Below are 26,257 nucleotides of genomic sequence, written 5' to 3'. Positions count from 1 at the left end.
CTCTCATCCATTCCCCCACCCTTGGGTGGGGGAAACGTTTGTCACATCCAATAAGACCAACCGTAAGGCCAGCCGAAACCGCCGTATCCCCAACCCCAGCTATTCGCAGGCTTGTTGATGTCGCGGCCGTTGTTGGTGACCGCGCCGGACGTGGAGCACATCGTGCCTGAGTTGTTGAAAGAGACGCCGCGATGGCTGATATCGCCATAGGCTTCAATCCTGCCGTAGTTGCTGAAACTGGTGTCTGACAAGCTGATGGAAGAAGCGCGAGAAACGATGCTCCCGCGGTTGGTGATGGACGTTCCCTGGATCGCCGCACCGTTTTGGGCTTCGATCACGCCATTGCCGGCGTTGAACAAGCTGGTGGCGTTGAGTTGTAAAGCCTGCGCGGATTGAATGCCGCCGGTATTGTCGACGCGGGTCGCCCGCAGTGTCAGCGCGCCGTTTTGCGTTTTGACGCTGCCGCGATTGTTCAGTTGGGTCGCATTCAGCCGTATTGCCCCGCCCTCGATGCGGCCGATATTGTCCAGTTGCGTTGCCGTCAGGGAGGCCGAACGCGCACTCACGTTCTTTTCATTTTGCAGCCGGGTAGCGCTGATGTTCAATTGCCCCTGTGAAGCGATATTTCCTTGATTGACCAGCGAGTCGGTACTGATGTCGGCGCCACCGTTTTTCGCCTGAATCTGACCGCGGTTGGCGATACCGACGGAAGCGCGAGATACGTTTTGAGCGCCGTTGTCGATTTGCACGCGTTCATCACTTCCCGCGTCGGTTTGGATACTGACGATGCTGACATTGTTCAACGCGGCGCCAGCGTTGGAGCCCGCCCCATTGGCATTGCCGCTATTGACGCCTACGCCGTTTTCATTGGCGACCAGCCTAATCTTGTTGGCATACATTCCCCCCAACTCGGCGACGTCGATCAATACTTCAGGCTTATCTTTAGACGCTTCAACGCTATTGAAGCGGGATAGATCTGCCGAAACCGTTTTTTTCCCCGCCGAGACTAACAGGGCGTCCGCATGAACCGCCGCGCTGATTTCCGCCGTGCGCGCAATAACAGCCGTATAATCGACATCTCCCTTCGTCAAGCCCTCCCCCTCGACTCGAATATTGCCTTGATTAACGTGGAAGCCGTTAAAAGCGCCGTCCTTGAACTGCAAATCGGCGGTAGTTAATACGCCGTTGCGGGCATTAATAAAACCGCAACCGTTGCAGGTAATGCCGGATTTATTGGCAATGACAACATCGGCACGTTGCCCGGCGACTTCTACCACCCCCTTCAAAATACTTTTATTTGCCGAATTCACTTCATTCAGAATTACCTTAGCTGCACGACCCTCTAACTGAGCGTTCCCCGCAACGGTTCCGGCCAATGACGTATTCGCGCCCGCAAGGCTGTTATTTAAAATAGCGCCCTGAGCACCAACGTCGAACTGCGTGTAAACGTTATGCGAGACACCGTCCGCACCCGCACGATTGATATTCACCACCGGCACCTGATTGATATGGTCAACCGATGCGCCCCCCGCCTGAGGTGCTATTTGCGCCAACAGCGGCGCGCTGGGCAACAGCAACGCCGCTGCCGACAACAGCAATGTCGTCTTATTCATTTTCATTAATCGCTCTCCTTAAATAACGTTGTCCATCCCTGCCAACCATTAACTGACGTTCAGACTAATGGCGAAAAACATTAATGGCCATAGGGATATCCTCCTTTGCAATGTGCATTACCCTGATAACCATAAAATACGAATGGCCTATGCTCAGCAAAAATATAATTTGCACAGTAAGAGAAAAAATATGCGCAATCAAATGCCAAAACACAATTTCAATAGGGAGTCTGCAGATAAACGCCGACAGGGCTGCCAGCGTTCGATAACAATAATATCCATACCATCAAATAAAAAAATCAATAGATATTTAATATATTGACTGAAGTGATTTTAATAAAAACAAAAGCCAAGTTAAGTGTATTATTTAAAAAACGGCGTAATAAGCAGGGTTATTTGGCGGGAAAATGCGCTTTGAAAGAAAACGGCCGGCGTCTGGCGACGCCGGCGGATAAATTACGGACGATAAACCTTCACGTTGCTGAAGCCTTGCTCCAGCAGGTACAGCGCCTGCAGGCGGCTCATCACGCCGCGCTCGCAGTACAGCAGGTAGGTTTTGCTCTGATCCAGATCGCCGAACTGGGTGCTCAGCTTGTAGAACGGCAGCGCTTTCACTTCAACCTGTTCCAGCTGCAGCGGCTTCTCTTCCTGCTCGTCGTTGGAGCGGATATCCAGGATCACCTCGTCGGCGCCGAAGGCCGCGACGGTTTCGACCTCGGTCACCTGCTCCTGCGCCTGCTCGGCGATGGAGCGGATATCGACGTTCTTCGCTTCGCTCACCACCCGGTCGAGAATGCTGAAATCGAAGTGGCTCTCTTCCTCTTCGATCTTGGCCTTGACGGCTTTCACCGTCGGGCTCTTCGAAATCACGCCGCAGTATTCCGGCATGGTTTTGGCGAAGTCTTCGGTGCCGATTTCGCGCGCCAGCTTGATGATGTGCTCTTTATCGTGCGAGATCAGCGGACGCAGGATCAGGGTATCGGACGCGTTGTCGATCAAGCGCAGGTTGGTCAGCGTCTGGCTGGAGACCTGCCCCAACGCTTCGCCGGTCACCAGCGCCTGCACGCCGTAGCGTTCGGCCACTTGCGAAGCGGCGCGCACCATCATGCGCTTGAGCACCACGCCCATCTGGCCGTCGTCAATCTTCTCCAGGATCTCACCCACCACCGGCTCGAAATCGATGGCGACGAAGCGCACCTTGTGCGAGCTGGCGAAGCGATTCCACAGGTAGTGCGCCACCTGCTTCACGCCGATCTCGTGCGCGGCGCCGCCCAGGTTGAAAAAGCAAAAGTGCACGCGGCAGCCGCGACGCATCAGCATGTAGCTGGACACGCCCGAGTCGAAACCGCCGGAAATCAGCGACATTACGTCTTCCTGGGTGCCGACCGGGTAACCGCCGATGCCTTCGAGGCGGCGTTTGACCAGCATCAGCTTGTCGTCTTCGATCTCCAGGTTTACCGTAACCTGCGGGCGGGTCAGGTTAACGCGCGCGCTCTCGATATGCTGGTTCAGACCGCCGCCGACATAGCGCTCCACGTCCTGCGAGTTGAACGCCTGCTTGCCGCGGCGCTTGACGCGCACGCAGAAGGTTTTGCCTTCCAGCTGGGCGCGGTAGGCTTCCAGCGTCTGCTCGAAGATGTGGTGGATATCGGTATAAGCGCGATCTTCCACTTCCAGAATATGGTGGATGCCGGGAATGCGCGTCAGGGCGTCGGCGATGACCGGCCGCTGGTTTTCATCTTTGGCGCGAACTTCGATATGATCCCAGTGACGGACAACCGCCAGCGTTTCATCATACTGCTTCAGGACGTTGCGAATATTGGTCGAGAGAATCTTGATAAAGCGCAAGCGCACAGATTGGCTCTTGATGGTGATTTCCGGGAACAATTTAATGATAAACTTCATGGCGGTCTTTGTTGTCAGATAAGAATTACGGCGCGGAGTATATCACCATATCGCCGCGCTCTGCGCACAAAACCACACATGAGCGCCATGATTTGCTAATCAAGATCCGCTAGGATAGGCTCTGGCGCCACGGTTCACATGATGACGTAAAAAGAAAATTATGCCGAAAAAACCAGCACAATCAGCCAGTACAGAGCAAACAGCCAGCTTTGAAAGCGCCCTCGGCGAGCTGGAAAGCATCGTGACGCGTCTGGAATCAGGCGAACTGCCGCTGGAAGACGCGCTGAACGAATTCGAACGCGGCGTGCAGCTGGCGCGTCAGGGCCAGCAGAAACTGCAACAAGCGGAACAGCGTGTGCAGATACTTCTTAACGACAGCGCCGACGACGCGGCGCTGGCGCCTTTCACACCGGATGCCGAGTAACCGACATGTCTGAGATCGCCCCAGCGGCCGCTTTTGCCGATCAACTGCAGATTTTCCGCCAGCGCGCCGATCGCGCGCTGCTGGACTTCATCGCCCCACTGCCGTTCAACGACGGCAATATGGTGGCGGCGATGCGTCATGGCGCCTTGCTGGGCGGCAAGCGCTTGCGCCCGTTCCTGGTCTACACCACCGGCCAGATGTTCGGCGTGTCGCTGGCCAACCTGGACGCGCCGGCGGCGGCGGTGGAATGCATTCACGCCTACTCGCTGATCCACGACGATCTGCCGGCGATGGACGACGACGATCTGCGCCGCGGCCAGCCGACCTGCCACATTAAATTCGGCGAAGCCAACGCGATCCTGGCCGGCGATGCGCTGCAAACGCTGGCGTTTTCGATCCTGGCCGATGCTGAAATGCCCGACGTGGCCCTGCGCGATCGGCTGGCGATGGTCTCCGAACTGGCGACCGCCAGCGGCGTAGCCGGCATGTGCGGCGGTCAATCGCTGGATCTGGAGGCTGAGGGCAAGCACGTCAATCTGCAGGCGCTGGAGCAGATCCACCGCCACAAAACCGGTGCGCTGATCCGCGCGGCGGTGCGCCTGGGCGCGCTGAGCGCCGGCGAAGCCGGGCGTGCGGCGCTGCCGCAGTTGGATCGTTACGCCGCCGCGGTTGGCCTGGCGTTCCAGGTGCAGGATGACATTTTGGACGTTGTCGGCGAGACTGAAAAAATCGGCAAGCGCCAGGGCGCGGACCAACAACACGGAAAGAGTACCTACCCGGCGTTGCTCGGGCTTGACAGCGCGAAAGCAAAAGCGTGGGATCTCTATCAGGAAGCATTAGCTGCATTAGACACTTTGGCAGCGCAATCTTATAACACAGCGCCATTGCGAGCGTTAGCCAGCTTCATTATTGAACGCGACAATTAACGTGTGACGTTAACTCCTCTGATATGAGTATCGAATGAGTCTTGATATAGCCAAATACCCAACCCTCGCGCTAGCGGAAAACCCCGAGGAACTCCGCTCACTGCCCAAAGAGAGCTTGCCGAAGCTGTGCGATGAGCTGCGGCAATACCTGCTGAACAGCGTCAGTCGCTCCAGCGGCCACTTTGCCTCCGGGCTGGGTACCGTCGAACTGACGGTGGCGTTGCATTTCGTCTACAACACGCCGTTCGATCATCTGGTGTGGGACGTCGGCCACCAGGCCTACCCGCACAAAATTCTGACCGGCCGCCGCGACCGTATCGCCACCATTCGGCAAAAGAACGGCCTGCATCCCTTCCCGTGGCGCGCCGAAAGCGAATACGACGTGCTGTCGGTCGGCCACTCGTCGACCTCGATCAGCGCCGGCCTCGGCATGGCGGTGGCGGCGGAACGTGAAGGCAAAGGCCGCCGCACGGTGTGCGTGATCGGCGACGGCGCCATCACCGCCGGCATGGCGTTCGAAGCCATGAACCACGCCGGCGACATCAACCCGGACATGCTGGTGGTGCTGAACGACAACGAGATGTCGATCTCGGAAAACGTCGGCGCGCTGAACAACCACCTGGCGCAGCTGCTGTCCGGCAAGCTTTACTCCACCCTGCGCGAAGGCGGCAAGAAAGTGCTGGCCGGCGTGCCGCCGATCAAGGAGCTGGTGAAACGCACCGAAGAGCACCTGAAAGGCATGGTGGTGCCGGGCACGCTGTTCGAAGAGCTGGGCTTCAACTATATCGGCCCGGTAGACGGGCACGACGTGCAGGGGCTGGTCGCCACGTTGAAAAACATGCGCGATCTGAAAGGCCCGCAGCTGTTGCACATCATGACCAAAAAAGGCCGCGGCTACGCGCCGGCGGAGAAGGATCCGATCAGCTTCCACGCGGTGCCGAAGTTCGATCCCGCCAGCGGCACGCTGCCGAAAAGCGCCGGCGGTCTGCCGACCTATTCGAAAATCTTCGGCGACTGGCTGTGTGAAACCGCCGCCAAAGACAGCTCGCTGATGGCGATCACGCCGGCGATGCGCGAAGGCTCCGGCATGGTGCAGTTCTCTCGTGACTACCCGCAGCAATATTTCGACGTGGCGATCGCCGAGCAGCATGCGGTCACCTTCGCCGCCGGGCTGGCGATCGGCGGCTACAAGCCGGTGGTGGCGATCTATTCCACCTTCCTGCAACGCGCCTACGATCAGCTGATCCACGATGTGGCGATCCAAAACCTGCCGGTGATGTTCGCCATCGATCGCGGCGGCATCGTTGGCGCCGACGGCCAGACTCACCAGGGGGCGTTCGATCTGTCGTTCATGCGCTGCATCCCGACCATGGTGATCATGACGCCGAGCGACGAGAACGAATGCCGCCAGATGCTGTACACCGGCTATCACTACAACGACGGCCCGAGCGCCGTGCGCTATCCGCGCGGCACCGGCACCGGCGCGGCGCTGGAGCCGCTCAACCTGCTGCCGATCGGCAAAGGCGTGGTGCGCCGCCAGGGAGAAAAGATCGCCATTCTCAACTTCGGCACCCTGCTGCCGGAGGCCGCGCAAGCGGCGGAGGCGCTCAACGCCACGCTGGTCGACATGCGCTTCGTCAAACCGCTGGACGAGCAGCTGGTGCTCGAACTGGCCGCCAGCCATGAAACGCTGGTCACGCTGGAAGAGAACGCCATCATGGGCGGCGCCGGCAGCGGCGTCAACGAACTGCTGATGGCCAAACGCCGTCCGGTGCCGGTGCTGAACCTCGGCCTGCCGGACAGTTTTGTCTCGCAGGGCAGCCAGGAAGAACTGCGCGCCGATCTGGGGCTGGACGCCGCCGGCATTCAGCGCCAAATCGAAACCTGGCTGGCGCAGTAATCGCCACTCGCGCCTGAAAAAACGCCTCCGCTCTCGGGGGCGTTTTCGTTTCCGCCCTCCGGGATCCGCGCTACAGTTACTGTCTGAGCTTTCGAATGGGAGGCAAGTATGAAGTACCTGAAACTGGGCAACACCGATCTGAACGTCTCGCGCATCTGCCTGGGTTGCATGACCTACGGCGAACCGAACCGCGGCAATCACGCCTGGACGCTGCCGGAAGAGAGCAGCCGCCCGCTGCTGAAACAGGCGCTGGAAGCCGGCATCAACTTTTTCGATACCGCCAACAGCTATTCCGACGGCAGCAGCGAGGAGATCCTCGGCCGGGCGCTGCGCGACTATGCGCGCCGCGAAGACGTGGTGGTCGCCACCAAGGTGTATTTCCCGCTGAGCAACCTGGAGCGCGGTTTGTCGCGCGCCAACATCATGCAATCCATCGACGACAGCCTGCGCCGTCTCGGCACCGACTATGTCGATTTGCTGCAGATCCACCGCTGGGATTACGAAACGCCGCTGGAAGAGACGCTGGAAGCGCTGCACGACGTGGTGAAAGCCGGCAAGGCGCGTTACATCGGCGCCTCCTCGATGTACGCCTGGCAGTTCGCCAAGGCGCTGTATACCGCCGATCTGCACGGCTGGACGCGCTTTGTTAGCATGCAGGATCAATACAACCTGATCCAGCGCGAAGAAGAGCGCGAAATGCATCCGCTGTGTACCGCCGAAGGCATCGCCGTGCTGCCGTGGAGCCCGCTGGCGCGCGGCCGCCTGACCCGCCCCTGGGGCGAAACCACCGCGCGGCTGGTTTCCGACCAGTTCGGCAAGAGCCTGTACGAGGAAACTGAAGGCATCGACGCCATTATCGCCGAGCGCGTCGCCAGCCTCGCCGACGAACGCGGCGTTTCACGCGCGCAGATCGCGCTGGCCTGGCTGCTGAACAAGCCGGCGGTCAGCGCGCCGATCGTCGGCGCTTCACGCAGCGAGCAGTTGGATGACGCCATCGCCGCGGTCGATTTGAGTTTGTCGCCGCAAGAGGTCGCAGAACTGGAGACGGCTTACGTGCCGCATCGGGTGACGGGATTTGAATAAGAGAAGCGGGCGCAAAACGGCGCGCCCGTCTGTCAGAACAGCCCGATCGGCCAGTGGTGCCCAATCAGGTAGATGATGCCGGCGGACAGCACGCCGGCGATGATATCGTCGACCATGATGCCCATGCCGCCATGCACGTTGCGGTCGAACCAGCGGATCGGCCACGGCTTCCACATGTCGAGAATGCGGAAGATAACGAAACCGGCGGCGACCCAGCGCCAGTCGTTGACCGGCAGCGCCATCAGCGTGATCCACATGCCGACGAACTCGTCCCAGACGATGCTGCCGTGATCGTGCACCTTCATGTCTTTTGCCGTGCGGTGGCAAATATAGACGCCGATGCAGATGCTGAACATCACCGTCAGCGAGTAGAGCTGCCACGGCAGCTGGATCAGCAGCAGCCAAAACGGGATCGCCGCCAGCGATCCCATGGTGCCCGGCATCACCGGCGACAAACCGCTGCCAAACCCGGTGGCCAGCAGGTGCCACGGATTGCTCATCCGCAGCCGACGCTTGGCTTCATCCATGGGTGCCCGGCTCCGCGTTGAAATGATCGAACCCAGCCCAGTCCAGCTCTACCGCCTCATCGTCGCGATAATAGCGGATGCCTTCAGACAGCGGGCCAATTTGGCCAATGCAGGTGTAGTCGGCCCCGAGGTGGCTCAGCGCCACTTCCAGCGCGCCGCGGTTGATCTCCGGCACGGTGAAGCACAGCTCGTAATCTTCGCCGCCCGCCAGCGCCCAGCGCAGCGCCTGTTCGGCATCGGCGTGGCTGCTCAGCGCCTGCGACATCGGCAGCTCGTCCAGCACGATGCGTGCGCCACAGTCGCTGGCCTTAAGGATATGCTTCAGATCGGAAATCAGGCCGTCGGAGATGTCGATCGCCGAGCTGGCCAGATCGCGCAGCGCCTGCCCCTGCAACACCCGCGGCTGCGGCCGCAGATGGCGAGCGACCAAATAATCGCGCGCCGTCGTTTCCGTCACCGCCAAACGATCCTGCAGGATCGCCAACCCGGCGGCGCTGTCGCCCAGCGTGCCGGTCACATAGATCCAGTCGCCGATGCGCGCGCCGCTGCGGGTCAGCGCCCGGCCGGCCGGGATCAGCCCCTGGATGGTCAGCGTCATGCTCAGCGGCCCGCGCGTGGTATCGCCGCCGATCAGCTGCATGCCGTAATAGTTGAGCTGATCGAACAGGCTGTCGCTGAATGCCTTCAGCCAGGATTCGTTCACTTCAGGCAGGGTCAGCGCCAGCGAAAGCCAGGCCGGATCGGCGCCCATCGCCGCCAGATCGCTCAGATTGACCGCCAACGCCTTATAGCCGAGATCGGCCGGATCGATGTCCGGCAGAAAGTGCACGCCCGCCACCAGCGTATCGGTACTGACGGCCACCAGCTGTTTTTCCGGCACTGCCAGCAGTGCGCAGTCATCTCCAATGCCCAACTGTACATCCCGGCGCACACGCTTGAACCGGTCAAAATAGCGGGCAATGAGGTCAAATTCGCCGCATGCCATATCGATATTCCACTAGAAGAAATTAAGGCCGGGAATACCGGCCTTAATGTTTTACTTTTTCTTGCGAAGGGTTGGCGCCACTTTATCCAGCACCCCGTTCACAAACTTGTGGCTGTCTTCCGCGCCGAAGGTTTTCGCCAGTTCGATCGCTTCGTTGATCGCCACCTTGTAAGGGACATCCTCGCGCATTTTCAGTTCAAACAGCGCGACGCGCAGCACCGCGCGCTCCACCTGGCCCAGCTCTTCGAGCTGACGCGACAGGTAAGGCGCCATCAGTTCGTCCAGCATACCTGCATTCACTGCCGCGCCGGACAGCAACTCGCGAAAATAGGCGACGTCAACATCTTTGACATCCTGCTCCGTCAGGAACTGGTGTTCAACATCGGCAAGGTCGTTTTTAGACAACTGCCAAGAGTAAAGCGCTTGAACAGCGCACTCACGAGCGCGGCGACGAGCAGCAGGTTTCACGGAATTCCCCTTAACTAAATTCAGGCTTTAATAGCTTTGATAACATTAATCATTTCAAGTGCGGTCAGCGCGGCTTCAGCGCCCTTGTTGCCCGCTTTGGTGCCGGCGCGTTCGATCGCCTGCTCGATGCTTTCGGTGGTCAGCACGCCAAAAGCAACCGGGATTTCGGCATTCATCGCAACGTTGCCGATGCCGGAGCTGGCTTCGCCCGCCACATATTCGAAGTGCGCGGTGCCCCCACGGATAACGGTGCCCAGCGCGATAACCGCGTCGTATTTGCCGGTTTTGGCCAATACGCTCGCCGTCAGCGGCAGCTCGTAAGCGCCCGGGACCCAGACAACGGTGATGTTGTCGTCAGCAACCTGACCAATGCGTTTCAACGCGTCGATCGCGCCTTCCAGCAGGCTGTCGTTGATGAAATTGTTAAAACGTGCAATTGCGATCGCCACACGGGCCTTTGGAGTAGCAACAACACCTTCGATAACTTTCATGGGCTTTCCTTAAAAATGGGTTCAATACCCCGCAGGGGGGCGGATTCTATCATATTCTTTCATCGCCTGCGCGGCGCTTTTGTAAAACCGGCGCGCGGGCGCGAGATTCAGTGTTTCGCCCGCAGGCGCAAACGCAGATCGGGGCCGACCTGGCGCACGTCGCTAAAGACGAATTCCGGCGCATCGGCCAACCGCTCCAGGCCCGGCAGGTGGCACAGGCCACGGCCATTATCGCCCAACAGTTTCGGCGCGATGTACAAAATGAGCTCATCCACCAGGCCGGCCTGCAGCAGTGCGCCGGCCAGCGATGCGCCCGCCTCCACCCAGATTGAATTCACCTGGCGCTTGGCCAACAGCATCATCATCACCACCAGATCGACGCCGCCACCGTGCGCCGGGCAGATAAACTGCTCGACGTCTTGCGGCCAGGCCTGTTCATCCGCCTGCAGGCGCGCCAGCCAGGTGGCGCCCGGCTGCTGCACCACGCGGTGCTGCGGAGTAATGCGATTTTGGCTGTCGAGCAGGATGCGCAGCGGCTGGCGCAGATTGTCGCGCGGATAGAGGCGCTGCGTCTCGGCGTCCAATTCATCCCAACGCACCGTCAGCGACGGATCGTCCGCCAGCACGGTGGCGCTGGTGCTGAGAATGGCGGCGCTCTGCGCGCGCAGGCGCTGCACGTCCTGACGCGCTTCGGGTGAGGTGATCCACTGGCTCTCGCCGGAGGCCATCGCCGTGCGGCCGTCCAGCGACGCGCCCAGCTTCAGCTGCACGTAAGGGAAACCGGTGCGCATGCGCTTGAGGAAGCCCAGGTTGACCGCTTCGGCCTCGGCCAGCATCAGGCCGTGCCGCACCTCGACGCCGGCCTGCTGCAGCTTGTACAGCCCGCGCCCCGCCACCTGCGGATTGGGATCTTGCATCGCCGCGACCACCCGGGTTACGCCGGCGGCCACCAGCGCATCGGCGCAGGGCGGCGTGCGGCCGTGATGGCTGCACGGCTCGAGCGTGACATAGGCGGTGGCGCCGCGCGCCTTGTCGCCCGCCATGCGCAGCGCGTGCACTTCCGCGTGCGGCTCGCCGGCGCGCAGATGATAGCCTTCACCGACAATTTCGCCGTCGCGCACGATAACGCAGCCGACGTTCGGATTGGGTGCGGTGGTAAAACGCCCCAGCCGCGCCAGTTCGAAGGCGCGCGCCATATAAAGTTCGTCGTGATGCATGAAAGATCCTTTAGTCTTGCAGGCGGGCGATCTCTTCGCCGAACTCGCGCACGTCTTCGAAGCTGCGGTATACCGACGCGAAGCGAATGTAGGCGACCTTATCCAGCTTTTTCAGCGCGTCCATCACCAGATTGCCCACCAGTTTGGTCGGCACTTCGCGTTCGCCGGTGGCGCGCAGTTGGGATTTGATATGATTAAGGGCGTTTTCCACGTCGTCCGAGCTTACCGGGCGCTTTTCCAGCGCTTTCAGCATGCCGCGGCGCAGTTTGTCTTCGTTGAACGGCTCGCGCACCTCATCGCTTTTAATCACTCGCGGCATCACCAACTCAGCCACCTCGAAGGTGGTGAAGCGTTCATTGCACACCAGACACTGGCGGCGACGGCGCACTTGCGAACCGTCCCCCACCAGGCGGGAATCAATGACTTTGGTATCAACGGCGGCGCAGAAAGGGCAATGCATAACACGTCCTGATAAACGTTTTTTATAGATAAATGCAGTTTACCCCGAAGTGCAGCCACAACAAAGGGCGGCGGCCATTTGTTGCGACACGCGGCCGGGAAGCGGCGCCGATATGACTTTCCCCTCCGGGCGGACTAAGCTGATAACAGGAGATTCAGCATAGGAAATCGCCGTCATGACAACCTGTTACCCCAAAATCGCCCTGCTCGCCGCCGCCGTGTTGCTGGCGGGCTGCGCGCATAACGCCGCCGTGCCCCAGCTGCACCATCAGGTCGCCGCACTGAACCAGAAAGTGAGCGTGCTGACCGATCAAACCACCGCGCTGGAGCGGCAGAATCAGCTCAATCAGCACTCCGACAATGGCGTCTATCTGCTGCCGGCGGCCCGAAGCGCCGCCCGTTTGCAGAGCGGTATCGGCGAACTGAGCGTTTCGCTGAGCCACATCAAGAACGAAGCCAACGGCACGCAGGCGCAGCTGCATGTACGCGTCCTCTCACAGGCCACGCTGCCGCCGTTCAAAGCCGTGGTGGAATGGGGCCAGCTGGACGAAGACACCGGCCGGCCGTTGACCGCCGAGGCGCTGTCGCAACCGATCGCCAGCGCCGACTCGCTGCTGCCGAAGCCCGGCCAGGACTTCGAACTGCGCTTCAGCGGCCTGACGCCGGAACAATTGGGCTATATCCGTCTGCACAGTCTGGTTTCAACCGCCCAACCGGCGGTAGTGAAGCAGCACTGACCCCCGAGCCAAAAAAAGGAGCGCCATCGGCGCTCCTGCTCATATCGCTGAATACTGCGGCGGTTAAGGCAGAATCGAAGGCTGATCTGCGCCCTCTTTTTCCACTTTTTGCTGCAGCATGTGTTCGCGTTTCATCCCCAGCTTCAACGCCAGCGCGGACGCGACGTAGATCGAGGAGACGGTACCGATCGACACGCCGATCAGCATCGCCAGCGAGAAGCCTTGCAGCATCGCGCCACCGAAGATGTACAGCATCAGCACCACCATCAGGGTGGTCCCGGAAGTCATCAGCGTACGGCTCAGCGTCTGGGTCAACGACACGTTCATGATCTCGTAAGGCGTACCGCGGCGGATCTTGCGGAAGTTCTCACGAATACGGTCGGAAACCACGATGCTGTCGTTCAGCGAGTAGCCGATAACCGACATCAGGGACGCGACGATGGTCAGGTCAATCTCGATATGGAACAGCGACAGCACGCCCAGCGTGATGATCACGTCGTGCGCCAGCGCGATAACCGCCCCCAGCGCCAGGCGCCATTCGAAGCGGAAACCGACGTAGATCAGGATACAGATCAACGCCACCAGCAGCGCCATGCCGCCGGTTTGCGCCAGTTCGCTGCCCACGCTCGGGCCGACGAACTCGATGCGCTTCACGGTGGCATTTTTATCCACCGAGTCGTTGATCACGCCGATCACCTTGTTGCCCAGTTCCTGGCCTGCGGTGCCGGTCGCCGGTGGCATGCGCACCATCACGTCGCGGCTGCTGCCGAAGTTCTGGATGATCGGATCCTGGAACCCGGCCTTCTCCAGCGTATCGCGCATCAGGTCGAGATTAGCCGGTTTCTCCAGGTTGATTTCAATCACCGTACCGCCGGTGAAATCCAGACCCCAGTTAAAGCCGCGCACCGACATGGTGGCGATCGACGCGACCAACAGCAGCAACGAGATGCCGAAGGCCAAATAGTCCCAGCGCATAAAGTCGTAGACTTTACGGCCGTAGTTGAGTTGCTCAACAGTATAATCCTGTGCCACAACGCACTCCTCAGATAGACAGCTTGTTAATGCGTTTGCCGCCGTAAAGCAGGTTGACGATGGCACGGGTACCGACAATCGCGGTGAACATGGACGTCGCCACACCGATAGCGGTGGTGATCGCAAAGCCTTTGATCGAACCGGTGCCCACTGCGTACAGGATGACCGCGGTGATCAGGGTGGTGATGTTGGCGTCGACGATACTGGAGAACGCGCCTTTATAGCCCTCATGGATCGCCTGCTGAACGGACCGGCCGTTCTTCAGCTCCTCCTTGATACGTTCGTTAATCAGTACGTTGGCGTCGACCGCCACCGCCAGCGTCAACACGATCCCGGCAATGCCCGGCATGGTCAGCGTCGCCCCCGGCAACAGGGACATCACGCCGACGATCAGCACCAGGTTGGCGACCAGCGCCGTGGTGGCGATCACGCCGAACTTACGGTACCAGACCACCATGAAGACGATGGACGCCACCAGGCCCCACAGACAGGCTTCCAGACCTTGGGTGATGTTCTGCTGACCCAGGGTCGGGCCGATGGTGCGCTCTTCGACGATCTGAATCGGCGCGATCAGCGCACCCGCACGCAGCAGCAGCGAAAGCTGACGCGCTTCGTTCGGGTTGCCGATACCGGTGATGCGGAAGCTGTTGCCCAGACGCGACTGAATGTTCGCCACGTTGATCACTTCTTCCTGTTTCACCAGCACCGCGCGGCCGTTGGCGTCTTTCTTGCCGCTGTCCTTATACTCCACGAACAGGGTCGCCATCGGCTTGCCGATGTTGTCCTTGGTGAAGTTGGACATGGACGTGCCGCCGGCGCTGTCCAGCGAGATGTTAACCTGCGGCTGGTTGTATTCGTCGGTGCTCGAGGTGGAGTCGGTGATGTGATCACCGGTCAGGATCACGCGCTTGTACAGCACGATCGGCTGGCCGTCACGGGTGTATTTCACCTCGGAGTCGCCCGGCACGCGGCCGTTGGCCGCCGCAGTGGCGTCCGCATTGGTGTTCACCAGACGGAACTCGAGGGTCGCGGTGGCGCCCAGAATTTCTTTGGCGCGCGCGGTGTCCTGAATGCCCGGCAGCTCGACCACGATGCGGTCGGCGCCCTGGCGCTGCACCAGCGGTTCGGCGACGCCGAGCTGGTTGACGCGGTTACGCAGGATAGTGATGTTCTGCTGGACGGCGTATTCGCGCGCTTCGCTCAGACGGGCGTCCGTCAGGCTGGCTTTCATGGTGTTGGCGCCGTTGGCGGACAGCACCAGATCGCGCTGACGCGGGCCGATGTAGCTGATGGCCTGGTCACGGGCCGCATCGTCGCGGAAGCGAACTTCCACGCCGTTGTTGTCCAGCTTGCGGATAGACGCATAAGGAATGCCCTTCTCGCGCAGCTCGCTGCGCAGGGTATCCATGGTCTGTTCCTGCAGCTTGCTCAACGCGGTGTCCATATCCACTTCCATCAGGAAGTGCACGCCGCCGCGCAGGTCCAGGCCGAGTTTCATCGGCTCTGCGCCCAGCATGGCCAGCCAGGTCGGCGTGGCCGGCGCCAGGTTCAGCGCCACGACGAATTTGTCACCCAGCTCGGTCACCAGCGCTTCGCGGGCGCGCAGCTGAACGTCAGGATCTTTAAAGCGAGCCAGGATGGCGCCATTTTCCAGCGCAATCGACTTGCTCGCGATGTTGTCTTTTTCTAATACGGTACGGACCTGGTCCAGCGTAGTTTCACTGGCGGCGACGCCGCGCGCGCCAGTGATTTGTACGGCCGGATCCTCACCGTAGATGTTGGGAAGCGCATAAAGCAGACCGACGAGGATCACGACGATCAACATCAGATACTTCCACAAAGGATAACGGTTTAGCACGGCAATTCCCTTCGGGAAAAAAGATTACAGGGCCTTCATGGTACCTTTCGGCAGAACGGCCGCCACGAAGTCACGCTTGATCATCACTTCCGTGGTGTCGTTCAGCGCGATGGCGATGATGCCGGTGTCGGCCACTTTGGTCACGCGACCGATCAGGCCGCCGGTGGTCAGCACTTCGTCGCCTTTACCGATGGAGTCCATCAGCTTCTTGTGATCTTTAGCGCGCTTCTGCTGTGGGCGCAGGATCATGAAGTAGAAGATCAGGCCGAACACCACCAGCATAATGATCAGAGAGTACGGGCTTCCCTGAGCCGGAGCCCCTGCGGATGCGACGGCGTCAGAAATGAAAAAGCTCATTGAAATTCCCTCATTAAGTTATCAATTATTGGATCAAGCGTTTAAAGGCGGAATCGGCTTGCCGATCCGACCATAGAAATCCGCAACAAACTGCTCTAATTTACCCTCTTCGATAGCCTGGCGTAAACCCGCCATCAGGCGTTGGTAGTGACGCAGGTTATGAATCGTGTTCAGTCGAGCACCCAATATTTCGTTGCAACGGTCGAGATGGTGCAAGTAGGCGCGGCTGTAATGGCGACAGGTGTAGCAATCACAGTCCTTATCCAGCGGAGAAGTATCATCCTTGTGCTTGGCATTACGGATTTTTACCACACCGTCAGTCACGAACAGATGGCCGTTGCGGGCGTTGCGGGTCGGCATGACGCAATCGAACATGTCGATGCCGCGGCGCACGCCTTCCACCAAATCTTCCGGCTTGCCGACGCCCATCAAATAGCGTGGCTTATCTTCCGGAATTTGCGGGCAAACGTGTTCAAGAATGCGATGCATATCCTCTTTCGGCTCGCCTACAGCCAAGCCGCCCACAGCGTACCCGTCAAAGCCGATATCCACCAGCCCTTTGACGGAAACATCACGTAAATCTTCGTAAACGCCCCCCTGAATGATGCCGAACAGCGCATTTTTATTTTCCAGCTCGTCGAATCGCTTGCGGCTGCGCTCCGCCCAGCGCAGCGACATTTCCATCGAACGCTTGGCGTAGTCCCAGTCGGCCGGGTACGGCGTACATTCATCGAAGATCATCACGATGTCGGAACCCAGGTCATACTGTATTTCCATCGATTTTTCCGGGCTCAGGAACACCTTGTCGCCATTGATCGGGTTGCGGAAGTACACGCCTTCCTCTTTGATCTTGCGCATCGCCCCCAGGCTGAACACCTGGAAACCGCCGGAATCGGTAAGGATCGGCCCATGCCACTGCATGAAATCGTGCAGGTCGCCGTGCAGCTTCATGATCTCCTGGCCCGGGCGCAGCCACAGGTGGAAAGTGTTGCCCAGCAGGATCTGCGCGCCGGTTTCTTTCACTTCTTCCGGCGTCATGCCCTTGACCGTGCCGTAGGTACCGACCGGCATAAAGGCCGGGGTCTCCACCACGCCGCGGTCGAAGATCAGGCGGCCGCGACGCGCGCGGCCATCGGTAGTTTGTAGTTCGTACTTCACAAAACCTCCAGCATCAGAGAAACAGTCTGATGTCGTTGAAACGGGGCCGCGCCGTGCGCGCAGCCCGGGAAATTAACCGCCGACGGACTCGTTTTCCGCCTGCGGGTTACGGCTGATGAACATCGCATCGCCGTAGCTGAAAAAGCGATACTGCTCGGCCACCGCCTGCTGATAGGCGTTCATGGTATTTTTATAGCCGGCGAAGGCCGACACCAGCATGATCAGGGTCGATTCCGGCAGGTGGAAATTGGTCACCAGCGCGTCGATCACCTGATAGTGATAGCCCGGATAGATAAAGATGCTGGTATCGCCGAAGAACGGCGCAATCAGCGCTTCTTTGCTGGCCGCCGCGGCGCTTTCCAGCGAGCGCACCGAGGTGGTGCCCACCGCTACGACGCGTTTGCCGCGCGCCTTGCAGGCCAGCACCGCATCGACCACCTCCTGCGGCACTTCGGCGTATTCGGCATGCATCACGTGATCTTCGATGGTTTCCACGCGCACCGGCTGGAAGGTGCCGGCGCCGACGTGCAGCGTCACGAACGCCATTTCCACGCCCTTGGCGCGCAGCGCCGCCAGCAGCGGCTCGTCGAAGTGCAGGCCGGCGGTCGGCGCGGCAACCGCGCCGGGCTTCTCGCTGTAGACCGTCTGATACAGCTCGCGGTCGGCGTCTTCATCCGGGCGGGCGATATAAGGCGGCAGCGGCATGTGGCCGGCGGCGTTGAGGATAGTGAACACGTCGCGCTCGTCGTTGAAGCGCAGCTCGAACAGCGTCTCGTGGCGCGCTACCATGGTGGCGGCGATGCTCTCGTCATCCCCCAACAACAGCTCGGCGCCCGGCTTCGGCGCTTTCGACGCGCGCACGTGCGCCAGCACGCGATGGTCGTCCAGCACGCGCTCCACCAGCACTTCTATCTTGCCGCCGCTGACCTTGCGGCCGAACATGCGCGCCGGGATCACGCGGGTATTGTTGAACACCAGCAGGTCGCCGGCTTCCAGCTTATCCAGCAGATCGGTGAATACGCCGTGCGTCAGCGCCCCGCTCGGCCCGTCCAGCTGCAGCAGGCGGCATGCGCTGCGTTCGGCCTGGGGATAGTGGGCAATCAGGGATTCGGGAAGTTCAAACGAAAAATCAGCGACGCGCATGGGTATTCACTTCTTCAATTTAGGGCTGGTTGGTAAAAAACAGGCGGCCTAGTCTAAAGCCGGGGGCGGTCAGCGGCAAGAAATAAGGAGGATTTGCCTGACTTCGGGTATAGTTGAGGGATGAATTTTCTCGCTCATCTTCACCTGGCCATGCTGGCGGACAGCTCGCTGCTGGGCAACCTGCTGGCCGATTTCGTGCGCGGCAACCCCGCCGCCGACTACCAGCCCGAGGTGGTGGCCGGCATCATGATGCACCGCCGCGTCGACGTGCTGACCGACAGCCTGCCGCAGGTCAAAGCCAGCCGCGACTATTTCAGCGCCCCCTACCGCCGCGTGGCGCCGATCACCCTCGACGTGGTGTGGGACCATTTTCTGGCGCGCCACTGGCAGCAGCTCGAGCCTTCGCGCGACCTGCACCAGTTTACCCAGGAAGCCCGCAGCCAGATCGAACCTTTTCTGCCGCTCACGCCGCCGCGCTTTCAGAACCTGAACGGCTACCTGTGGCAGGAACGCTGGCTGGAGCGCTACGCCGAATTGCCGTTCATCGCCCGGGTGCTGCAGGGCATGGCCAGCCGCCGCCCGCGCCTCGAGGCGCTGGCCGGTTCGTTCGCCGACGTCGAGCAACATTATCATCAGCTTGAAACACAGTTCTGGCAGTTTTACCCGCAAATGATGCGGCAGGCGAAGGACAAAGCGCTCTGAGGTCAAGCTCAAGCCCTTGAAATTGCAACGCCTTGCAAGAATTTACGTTTTGCCGCTTGCCCTTTTGTGGGAAAAGGTTATTTTTAAAGCTCGCTAAATTATATCAACGACTTTGATAGGTGAAAGCTATCTCATCGATTGGTCTTTTACCCTTTATTCACCAAGTCGCGGCCCCTATACTGGCCCTTGTTTTTACATCCACCCTTTAACACCTATTACAGGAGTAATTATGGTCCTGGTAACTCGTCAAGCCCCTGACTTCACTGCAGCTGCCGTACTGGGTAGCGGCGAAATCGTTGAAAACTTCAACCTGAAGAAGCACCTGAACGGCAAACCGGCCGTGCTGTTCTTCTGGCCAATGGACTTCACCTTCGTATGCCCTTCCGAGCTGATCGCTTTCGATCACCGCTATGAAGAGTTCCAGAAGCGTGGCGTTGAAGTGGTTGGCGTTTCCTTCGACTCAGAGTTCGTTCACAACGCATGGCGTAAAACCCCTGTCGACAAAGGCGGCATCGGTGAAGTGAAATACGCAATGGTTGCTGACATCAAGCGTGAAATTCAGAAAGCTTACGGCATCGAACACCCGGAAGCCGGCGTTGCGCTGCGCGGCTCCTTCCTGATCGACAAAGACGGCATCGTGCGTGCTCAGGTTGTTAACGATCTGCCAATCGGCCGTAACATCGACGAAATGATCCGTACCGTTGATGCGCTGCAATTCCACGAAGAGCACGGTGAAGTGTGCCCGGCTCAGTGGGAAAAAGGCAAAGCAGGTATGGGCGCGTCCCCAGACGGCGTTGCAAAATACCTGTCTGAAAACGCTGCCAAGCTGTAATTTCAGCCTGATAGTGAATCAACCGGCCCACGCGGCCGGTTTTTTTATGCCCCTTTATGGGGCAGACCGCCCACCTTCAGTGCTTTATTTCCCTGTTTCCGCTCACATTTCCCACCCTGCTCGCCGCGCGTGCGCCCATCTGCGGCTACTATCAATAACGCTGGCTCGCGCTTTGCAAGCGAACAGCGGCAAGCAAACACAACACAATAAAAAACTGACAGGGTAGGAATAACTATGTTTTTACAGAAATGGAGCAAACCCCTGACCATGGCGGCGCTGCTGGTCAGCGGCAGCCTGTATGCGGCATCCAACCCCGCGGTGGAAGCCAAAAACGGCATGGTGGTCACCTCGCAGCACCTGGCCTCGCAGGTCGGCGTGGATATCCTGAAGATGGGCGGCAACGCCATCGACGCCGCCGTGGCGGTCGGTTACGCGCAGGCGGTGGTTAACCCCTGCTGCGGCAACATCGGCGGCGGAGGCTTTATGACCGTCCACCTGGCGGACGGCACCGACACCTTCATCAACTTCCGTGAAACCGCGCCGGCGGCGGCCAGCGCCAACATGTATCTGGATGCCGACGGCAAGGTGAAGAAAGACGCCAGCCTGTACGGCTATCTGGCGGCGGGCGTGCCGGGCACCGTGCTGGGGATGGAAACCGCGCGTGAGAAGTACGGCAAGCTGAGCCGTGAACAGGTGCTGGCGCCGGCGATCAGGCTGGCGCGCGAAGGCTTTGTGCTGACCCGCGCCGATACCGATATCCTCGACACCACCGTCGCGCGCTTCAAACAGGATCCCGAGTCGGCCAAAATCTTCCTGCGCCCGGACGGCAGCCCGCTGCAGCCGGGGGACAAACTGGTGCAAACCGATCTGGCCAATACGCTGGAAGCCATCGCCAAAGGGGGAACCGACGCCTTCTATAAAGGCAAGATCCCGCAGGCGGTGGAGGCGGCGGCCAAACAGGGCGGCGGTATCTTGACCGCCGCCGACTTCGCCAATTACAAGGTCACCGAAACGCCGCCGATTACCTGCAGCTATCGCGGCTACAAGTTCGTGTCGGCGCCGCCTCCCAGCTCCGGCGGCGTGACGCTGTGCGAAATCCTCAACGTGGTGGAAGGCTACGACCTGAAAAGCATGGGCTTCAACTCGGCGGCGGCCATTCACACCATGACCGAAGCGATGCGCCATGCCTACATGGACCGCAACACCTACCTCGGCGACCCGGAATTCATCAAGAACCCGATCGACCGGCTGGTGAGCAAGAGCTACGCCGAGCAGATCCGCAAGAAAATCGTCGCGGACAAGGCCACGCCGTCGGAAAACGTGCAGCCCGGCATGGAACCGCATGAGAAGCCGGAAACCACCCACTATTCGATCGTCGATCACGACGGCAACGCGGTCTCCACCACCTATACCGTCAACGGCCGCTTCGGCGCCGTGGTGATCGCACCGGGCACCGGCTTCTTCCTCAACGACGAGATGGACGACTTTACGGTCAAAGTGGGCGAGAAAAACCTGTACGGGCTGGTGCAGGGCACCGCCAACAGCATTGCCCCCGGTAAGCGCCCACTATCGTCGATGAGCCCGACGCTGGTGACCAAGGACAACAAGATCTTTATGGTGCTGGGCTCGCCGGGCGGCTCGCGCATCATCACCATCACCCTGCAGACCGCGTTGAACGTGATAGACCACGGCATGGCGCCGCAGGAAGCGGTGGACGCACCGCGCATCCATCACCAATGGTTGCCGGATGAGGTGTACTACGAACAGCGCGGCGTTTCCGCCGATACGCTGAAGCTGCTGAGCGGCATGGGCTATAAGATGGTCGAGCAAACGCCGTGGGGCGCCGCCGAACTGATTCTGGTCGGCTTGCCAGGCGCGGCGGGCGTCAGCCCGGCCAACTCCGGCAACGACTCGGCGGTTTCCGGCAAGGTGCGCGAAGGCTATCTGTACGGCGCCAACGACGTGCGTCGCCCGGCAGGTTCTGCGGTCGGTTACTGATGTAAACGCCTACTCACCTTTATCGCGGGGGCCCTTCGGCCCCCGCAGTGTCTTTAGCCTTCACAGCGCCACACGGTGGCCGTCTCTTCCGCCAGCTGCAGGCGCAGCCCGCCTGCCGTTTCGCTCAACTCTCCCCGCCCTTCCACACGCCGCCACGGGCCGCGCGCCAACAGCGGGTTGTACGGCAGCTGCGCCTGGCCGCTGCCGTCGCGCTGCAGCGCCACCAACACCTGCTCCTGCTGATACAGGCGCACGAACACCAGCGTTTCCCCGCTGGCGTACAGCACCTGACAACCGCCGCGGCGCAATGCCACGCTCTGTTTACGCAGCGCCGCCATGCGCTGGAACAGCGCCAGCAGCGGCCGGTCCCAGTCGCCGACGTCCCACGGGAACGGCTTGCGGCAGAACGGATCGTTGCCGCCGTCCAGACCAATCTCATCGCCGTAATAGAGGCAAGGCACGCCTATCCAGCTCAGCAACCACACCGCCGCCATCTGCATGCGCGCCGCGTTCCCCTGCAACAACGTGAGAAAACGCGCGGTATCGTGGCTGTCCAGTTGGTTGAACTGGATCAGCTGGCGGCCGTGCGGCAGCCCGGCGCGGTAACCGTCCATCCACTGCGCGCACCCGGCGGCATCCAGCCGCACCGGGTGATAGGCTACGTCCAGCCCCGCCAAGAACGCCCGCACCGGCAGCGCGAAGCCCATGTAGTTCATCGCCGCATCCTCCACGCCGGCGTGCAGCCAGCGGCGCGCGTCGCCGAAGTGCTCGCCCAATACGTAGGCCTGCGGATTCTCCTGCTTCACCGCCTGATAGATGCCAGCCAGGTGGTGCAGGTTGCCGGTGGCGCCGCCGTTCTCCCCCAGCATGTGCACCACGTCCAGCCGCCAACCGTCGATGCTGTACGGCGGGCGCAGCCAGTGGCGCACCACACTGCCTTCCCCGCGATAGATCGCTTCCGCCACCTGCGGCTCGGCAAAGTTGAGCTTCGGCAGGCTGGCGTTGCCCTTCCAGTCGAGCGCGCGGCCGTCCGGGTAAAAGTTGAACCAGCCGCGATACGGCGAATCGGGGTGGTGACAGGCGCCGTTTTCGCCCTGACGATGGCGGTCGAACCACGGATGCGAGTCGCCGGTGTGGTTAAATACCCCGTCCAGCACCAGTTTCATGCCCACCTTGTGAGTGCTCACTCGCAAACGCTGCAGCGCCGCGTTGCCGCCGAAGTGCGGATCGACCTGGTAATAGTCCTCGGTATCGTACTTATGCACGCTCGGTGCGGTAAAAATCGGGTTCAGGTACAGCGCCGTCACCCCCAGCTGCTGCAAATACGGCAGTTTGGCGCCGATGCCGTCCAGATCGCCGCCGTAAAAGGTCGAGGCGGCGTGGCGATCCTCCAGCGGGTGCTGCCAGTCGCGCCGAATCACCTCGGCGCCGGCCGCGTGATGGCGGTAGCTGCCGCTCTGGATGCCGTGCTCGCCGCCGCTGCTGGCGAAGCGATCGGGGAAAATCTGGTAGAACAGCTGATCCGCCACCCACTCGGGGCCGTTGTCAGGTTCGTCGACGGCGAACTGCGCCAGCTGCCCCGGCGGCGTTGGCGACCAGCCCTGCGGCCCGAACCACTGCTGGCGATCGGCCCACAGCAGCTTGAAGCAGTAACGCCGCGTCGGCTCGCCCTCATTCAGCGTCAGGCTGGCCTGGTAGCGCCGCATCCCCTCGTGGCGCTGCGCTTTCATCACCAGCAGCCACTCTTCGTTATCCGGTTCGGCGCGCAAAAACACCCGTTCCGGCAGTTCATCCCCCTGTAACCACAGCGTGATATCCAAACGTTGCCCTTGCTTCACCACAAAAGGCGGGACCGGTTGATGCCAGGCGTTAAGCATACTGTTTCTCCTGCTGTACCAAACGAAATCGACGGCGTTCTTCAAGAAGCGAACAATGCCACGTTAAGTGCAACTCCCCCTCCTCTCTGGCCGCAAAACCCGGGGATGAGCCGGGGGGCGGAGACCGAAAAATAACGCTAACCCGATGTAAAAAAAGGTAAACAGGTACAAATCCTGCACGTTACCCCTTAGGCTAACGCGTTTTAAGTTTACAGGATATTTTTTGCGCATTTTTTAAGGAGCGGTAATGCAACAACAGATAACGCGCTGGCTGGAACAGTTTGGTTTTGAATTCGGCGGAGTGATGTCGCTGTTGATGGTATTGGGGTTGATTGTCCTGATCTCGGTCGCGATCCACCTGGTGCTGCACCGGGTGGTGCTGGCCGCCCTTCAGCGCCGCGGCCAGCAATCGCAGCGCGTCTGGCAACAGGCCATCACCCAATACAAACTGTTCCAGCGCGTGGCGCTGCTGCTGCAAGGGGTGATCATCAGCATCCAGGCGACGCTGTGGTTACAGAGCGGCAGCCAGACCCAGGCGGTGATCGTCACCGCCGCGCAGGTGTGGATCCTCGCCTTCACCCTGCTGTCGCTGTTCTCGCTGCTGGATACGCTGCTGGCGCTGCTGCGCCAAAGCCCGATCTCCAATCAGCTGCCGCTGCGCGGCATTTTCCAGGGCCTGAAACTGGTGGCGGCGATCCTGATCGGCATCATGATCGTCTCGCTGCTGATGGGCAAATCGCCGCTGCTGCTGCTCAGCGGCCTGGGCGCCATGACCGCGGTCCTGATGTTGGTGTTCAAGGATCCGATCCTCGGCCTGGTGGCCGGCATCCAGCTCTCCGCCAACGATATGCTGAAGATCGGCGACTGGCTGGAAATGCCGAAATACGGCGCCGACGGCGCGGTCACCGACATCGGCCTGACCACGGTCAAAGTGCGTAACTGGGACAACACCGTCACCACCATTCCCACCTACGCGCTGATCTCCGACTCGTTCAAAAACTGGCGTTCGATGTCGGAATCCGGCGGGCGCCGCATCAAGCGCAGCCTGAATATCGACACCGGCAGCGTGCACTTCCTGTCGGAAGAGGAACAGCGCCGCCTGCAGCGCAACCCGCTGCTGCACAGCTACCTGAACGATAAAACCCAGGAGCTGAGCCGGCACAATCAGGAGATTGCCATCGATCTGGCCTCGCCGCTCAACGGCCGCCGCCTGACCAACCTCGGCACGCTGCGCGCCTATCTGGAAGCCTACCTGCGCGCTCACCCGCGCATTCACCAGAACATGACGCTGATGGTGCGCCAGCTGGCGCCGACGCCGGAAGGCCTGCCGCTGGAAATCTACGCCTTCACCAACACCACGGTCTGGGCGGAGTATGAAAGCATTCAGGCGGATATTTTCGACCATATCCTGGCGGTGATCGACGAGTTCGGCCTGCGCGTGCATCAAACGCCAACCGGTAATGACCTGCGCGGCATGCTGCTACAAAACGCCAACGCTTCCTGACATCGGCTGACGTAACTGTGTCTGCTGGTAATGATGTTCTTTCAATTGCCAGCAGATATCTCCATCCCCTTCTTTTCCCCGGTGAAAACGGCGTTAATGCGCCATCATCTTCACCACCGAGAGGGAAAGCCCTTGCTGAAACGCTTACGTCACCGGCTGTTTACCTTGATGGCCACCCTGCTGTTTATCGGCTGCCTGCACAGCGCTTCGCTGGACGAAAGCCGCATGCCCCGCAACCTGCAACCTTCGCTGAGCGCCCTGAGCAGCAATATGCAAGACATTCGCGAGGTGCTGGCGCGCTGCGCCGGCGAGGAAGAGGAGGAACGCCTTAACGGCGGCGACATGCGTATCGAAGCGCGCGTCGCCGGGGAGGATGAAGCGGAAGACAAACGCCCGGCATAATAGGTTAAAAAACGCCCCATCTTGTTGCGCCATACGCAACACCTGGCTATGATGCGTATAGCGCAACACTCATGGAGCCGTCAGGATGATAAGAAGCTTCAAGCATAAGGGACTCAAAAAGTTTTTCGAAACCGGTTCAACGGCGGGTATCGACGCCAAGCAGGCGAAGAAAATCGCGCTGCGGCTGAGCGTGCTGGATCTGGCGAAAGTGATTGATGACGTAGATCTGCCTGGCTTCTTCTTGCACCCGCTAACGGGCGCTCGCAGCGGGCAATGGTCCGTAACCGGCAACTGGCGTATCACGTTTGAGCTGGTCGAGGGTGATGTTTATATCGTGAATTATGAGGACTATCACTAATGAACCGCATGCATAATCCCCCTCATCCTGGCGAGTTGATCAAAGAAACCATGGAAACGCTGAATCTCAGCGCGCGCGCGCTGGCTAAAGCGCTGGACGTCGCGCCCTCCACGGTTCAACGCCTGATTAGCGGAAAGTCCGATATCTCGCCGGAAATGGCCATCCGCCTGTCCATCGTGATAGGCAGTTCCGAACAGGTTTGGATGGGCATGCAGGATGCTTACGATCTGTGGCAGGCCAGGCAGTCCATCGACGTTTCCAAACTGCGCAAGCTGGACTTCGCTTGACGCCTGCTCCTAAA

The 26,257-nt window shown here is 60.2% G+C and carries 26 protein-coding genes; 12 read left to right on the top strand and 14 right to left on the bottom strand.

Annotation, left to right across the window (positions count from 1 at the left end; genetic code table 11):
* Positions 1-41: 41 nt before the first annotated feature.
* A complete protein-coding gene (locus SSARUM_RS04825; protein WP_050438924.1) occupies positions 42-1,619 on the bottom strand; it encodes a filamentous hemagglutinin N-terminal domain-containing protein in 1,578 nt (525 codons plus the stop codon).
* A gap of 450 nt (positions 1,620-2,069) precedes the next feature.
* The gene (gene thiI, locus SSARUM_RS04820) at positions 2,070-3,518 is read right to left on the bottom strand and encodes a tRNA uracil 4-sulfurtransferase ThiI (protein ID WP_033637305.1); all 1,449 of its coding nucleotides are present in this window, start codon (positions 3,516-3,518) and stop codon (positions 2,070-2,072) included.
* 160 nt (positions 3,519-3,678) lie between these two features.
* On the opposite strand from thiI, the gene xseB reads away from it, so the two are divergent.
* From xseB to SSARUM_RS04800, 4 genes are all read left to right on the top strand, one after another.
* Complete coding sequence (gene xseB, locus SSARUM_RS04815) at positions 3,679-3,942, top strand: exodeoxyribonuclease VII small subunit (protein WP_015376838.1); 264 nt, start codon at positions 3,679-3,681, stop codon at positions 3,940-3,942.
* Positions 3,943-3,947: 5 nt separating this feature from the next.
* Positions 3,948-4,868, top strand: coding sequence for a (2E,6E)-farnesyl diphosphate synthase (gene ispA, locus SSARUM_RS04810; RefSeq protein ID WP_060418265.1), 921 nt, complete (start codon positions 3,948-3,950; stop codon positions 4,866-4,868).
* Positions 4,869-4,902: 34 nt separating this feature from the next.
* Entirely contained in the window at positions 4,903-6,768 is a 1,866-nt protein-coding gene (dxs, locus tag SSARUM_RS04805) for a 1-deoxy-D-xylulose-5-phosphate synthase (RefSeq protein WP_033637303.1), read from the top strand.
* Positions 6,769-6,876: 108 nt separating this feature from the next.
* Positions 6,877-7,851 carry an aldo/keto reductase gene (locus tag SSARUM_RS04800; RefSeq protein ID WP_033637302.1) on the top strand — a complete coding sequence of 325 codons (975 nt, stop codon included), beginning with the start codon at positions 6,877-6,879 and terminating at the stop codon, positions 7,849-7,851.
* Between the two features lie 32 nt (positions 7,852-7,883).
* On the opposite strand, the gene pgpA is transcribed toward SSARUM_RS04800, so the two are convergent.
* The 6 genes from pgpA to nrdR all read right to left on the bottom strand — a co-directional run bounded on the left by pgpA (position 7,884) and on the right by nrdR (position 11,999).
* Positions 7,884-8,378 carry a phosphatidylglycerophosphatase A gene (gene pgpA, locus SSARUM_RS04795; protein ID WP_033634010.1) on the bottom strand — a complete coding sequence of 165 codons (495 nt, stop codon included), beginning with the start codon at positions 8,376-8,378 and terminating at the stop codon, positions 7,884-7,886.
* Complete coding sequence (gene thiL, locus SSARUM_RS04790; protein WP_033637301.1) at positions 8,371-9,363, bottom strand: thiamine-phosphate kinase; 993 nt, start codon at positions 9,361-9,363, stop codon at positions 8,371-8,373. Before thiL ends, pgpA begins: the two co-directional genes overlap by 8 nt.
* A 51-nt stretch (positions 9,364-9,414) precedes the next feature.
* The gene (nusB, locus tag SSARUM_RS04785) at positions 9,415-9,831 is read right to left on the bottom strand and encodes a transcription antitermination factor NusB (protein WP_004940384.1); all 417 of its coding nucleotides are present in this window, start codon (positions 9,829-9,831) and stop codon (positions 9,415-9,417) included.
* 20 nt (positions 9,832-9,851) lie between these two features.
* Positions 9,852-10,322, bottom strand: coding sequence for a 6,7-dimethyl-8-ribityllumazine synthase (gene ribH, locus SSARUM_RS04780; RefSeq protein ID WP_033637299.1), 471 nt, complete (start codon positions 10,320-10,322; stop codon positions 9,852-9,854).
* 107 nt (positions 10,323-10,429) lie between these two features.
* Complete coding sequence (ribD, locus tag SSARUM_RS04775; RefSeq protein ID WP_033637298.1) at positions 10,430-11,539, bottom strand: bifunctional diaminohydroxyphosphoribosylaminopyrimidine deaminase/5-amino-6-(5-phosphoribosylamino)uracil reductase RibD; 1,110 nt, start codon at positions 11,537-11,539, stop codon at positions 10,430-10,432.
* 10 nt (positions 11,540-11,549) lie between these two features.
* Positions 11,550-11,999, bottom strand: a complete 450-nt coding sequence (nrdR, locus tag SSARUM_RS04770) for a transcriptional regulator NrdR (RefSeq protein WP_004940387.1) — start codon at positions 11,997-11,999, stop codon at positions 11,550-11,552.
* 175 nt (positions 12,000-12,174) lie between these two features.
* Between nrdR and SSARUM_RS04765 the strand changes: the two genes are divergently transcribed.
* The gene (locus SSARUM_RS04765) at positions 12,175-12,735 is read left to right on the top strand and encodes a SadB/YajI family lipoprotein (RefSeq protein WP_060429616.1); all 561 of its coding nucleotides are present in this window, start codon (positions 12,175-12,177) and stop codon (positions 12,733-12,735) included.
* A gap of 63 nt (positions 12,736-12,798) precedes the next feature.
* Here the strand turns inward: SSARUM_RS04765 and secF are convergent, their stop codons facing one another.
* From secF to queA, 5 genes are all read right to left on the bottom strand, one after another.
* Positions 12,799-13,767 carry a protein translocase subunit SecF gene (gene secF / locus SSARUM_RS04760; protein ID WP_033647318.1) on the bottom strand — a complete coding sequence of 323 codons (969 nt, stop codon included), beginning with the start codon at positions 13,765-13,767 and terminating at the stop codon, positions 12,799-12,801.
* Positions 13,768-13,777: 10 nt separating this feature from the next.
* Positions 13,778-15,625 (bottom strand): protein translocase subunit SecD, encoded by a 1,848-nt coding sequence (gene secD / locus SSARUM_RS04755; RefSeq protein WP_071845295.1) that lies wholly within the window; start codon positions 15,623-15,625, stop codon positions 13,778-13,780.
* Between the two features lie 24 nt (positions 15,626-15,649).
* Positions 15,650-15,982, bottom strand: coding sequence for a preprotein translocase subunit YajC (yajC, locus tag SSARUM_RS04750; RefSeq protein WP_004940391.1), 333 nt, complete (start codon positions 15,980-15,982; stop codon positions 15,650-15,652).
* Positions 15,983-16,015: 33 nt separating this feature from the next.
* Positions 16,016-17,140, bottom strand: a complete 1,125-nt coding sequence (tgt, locus tag SSARUM_RS04745) for a tRNA guanosine(34) transglycosylase Tgt (RefSeq protein ID WP_033647322.1) — start codon at positions 17,138-17,140, stop codon at positions 16,016-16,018.
* A 72-nt stretch (positions 17,141-17,212) separates the two neighbouring features.
* A complete protein-coding gene (gene queA, locus SSARUM_RS04740; RefSeq protein WP_004940394.1) occupies positions 17,213-18,283 on the bottom strand; it encodes a tRNA preQ1(34) S-adenosylmethionine ribosyltransferase-isomerase QueA in 1,071 nt (356 codons plus the stop codon).
* A 120-nt stretch (positions 18,284-18,403) separates the two neighbouring features.
* On the opposite strand from queA, the gene SSARUM_RS04735 reads away from it, so the two are divergent.
* The 3 genes from SSARUM_RS04735 to ggt all read left to right on the top strand — a co-directional run bounded on the left by SSARUM_RS04735 (position 18,404) and on the right by ggt (position 21,815).
* Positions 18,404-18,985, top strand: coding sequence for an ACP phosphodiesterase (locus SSARUM_RS04735; RefSeq protein WP_033647323.1), 582 nt, complete (start codon positions 18,404-18,406; stop codon positions 18,983-18,985).
* A 229-nt stretch (positions 18,986-19,214) separates the two neighbouring features.
* Positions 19,215-19,817: a peroxiredoxin C gene (locus SSARUM_RS04730; RefSeq protein WP_019454212.1), complete on the top strand. Its 603-nt coding sequence runs from the start codon at positions 19,215-19,217 to the stop codon at positions 19,815-19,817.
* Positions 19,818-20,051: 234 nt separating this feature from the next.
* Positions 20,052-21,815, top strand: a complete 1,764-nt coding sequence (gene ggt / locus SSARUM_RS04725; RefSeq protein ID WP_033637292.1) for a gamma-glutamyltransferase — start codon at positions 20,052-20,054, stop codon at positions 21,813-21,815.
* Between the two features lie 53 nt (positions 21,816-21,868).
* Here ggt and malZ read toward each other — a convergent pair whose 3' ends face one another.
* Positions 21,869-23,692: a maltodextrin glucosidase gene (malZ, locus tag SSARUM_RS04720; protein ID WP_039566998.1), complete on the bottom strand. Its 1,824-nt coding sequence runs from the start codon at positions 23,690-23,692 to the stop codon at positions 21,869-21,871.
* Between the two features lie 247 nt (positions 23,693-23,939).
* Between malZ and SSARUM_RS04715 the strand changes: the two genes are divergently transcribed.
* From SSARUM_RS04715 to SSARUM_RS04700, 4 genes are all read left to right on the top strand, one after another.
* Complete coding sequence (locus tag SSARUM_RS04715) at positions 23,940-25,196, top strand: mechanosensitive ion channel family protein (protein WP_140926908.1); 1,257 nt, start codon at positions 23,940-23,942, stop codon at positions 25,194-25,196.
* A 132-nt stretch (positions 25,197-25,328) separates the two neighbouring features.
* Positions 25,329-25,598, top strand: a complete 270-nt coding sequence (locus tag SSARUM_RS04710) for a hypothetical protein (protein ID WP_033653279.1) — start codon at positions 25,329-25,331, stop codon at positions 25,596-25,598.
* 85 nt (positions 25,599-25,683) lie between these two features.
* The gene (locus SSARUM_RS04705) at positions 25,684-25,956 is read left to right on the top strand and encodes a type II toxin-antitoxin system RelE/ParE family toxin (protein WP_060418263.1); all 273 of its coding nucleotides are present in this window, start codon (positions 25,684-25,686) and stop codon (positions 25,954-25,956) included.
* Positions 25,956-26,243: a HigA family addiction module antitoxin gene (locus tag SSARUM_RS04700; RefSeq protein ID WP_025160069.1), complete on the top strand. Its 288-nt coding sequence runs from the start codon at positions 25,956-25,958 to the stop codon at positions 26,241-26,243. Before SSARUM_RS04705 ends, SSARUM_RS04700 begins: the two co-directional genes overlap by 1 nt.
* Positions 26,244-26,257 lie beyond the last annotated feature (14 nt).

Source organism: Serratia sarumanii (genome assembly GCF_029962605.1).
Classification (GTDB): Bacteria; Pseudomonadota; Gammaproteobacteria; order Enterobacterales; family Enterobacteriaceae; genus Serratia; species Serratia sarumanii.
The sequence above is the reverse complement of the archived record's forward strand: the minus strand, read 5'-3'. Positions and strand labels throughout refer to the sequence as shown.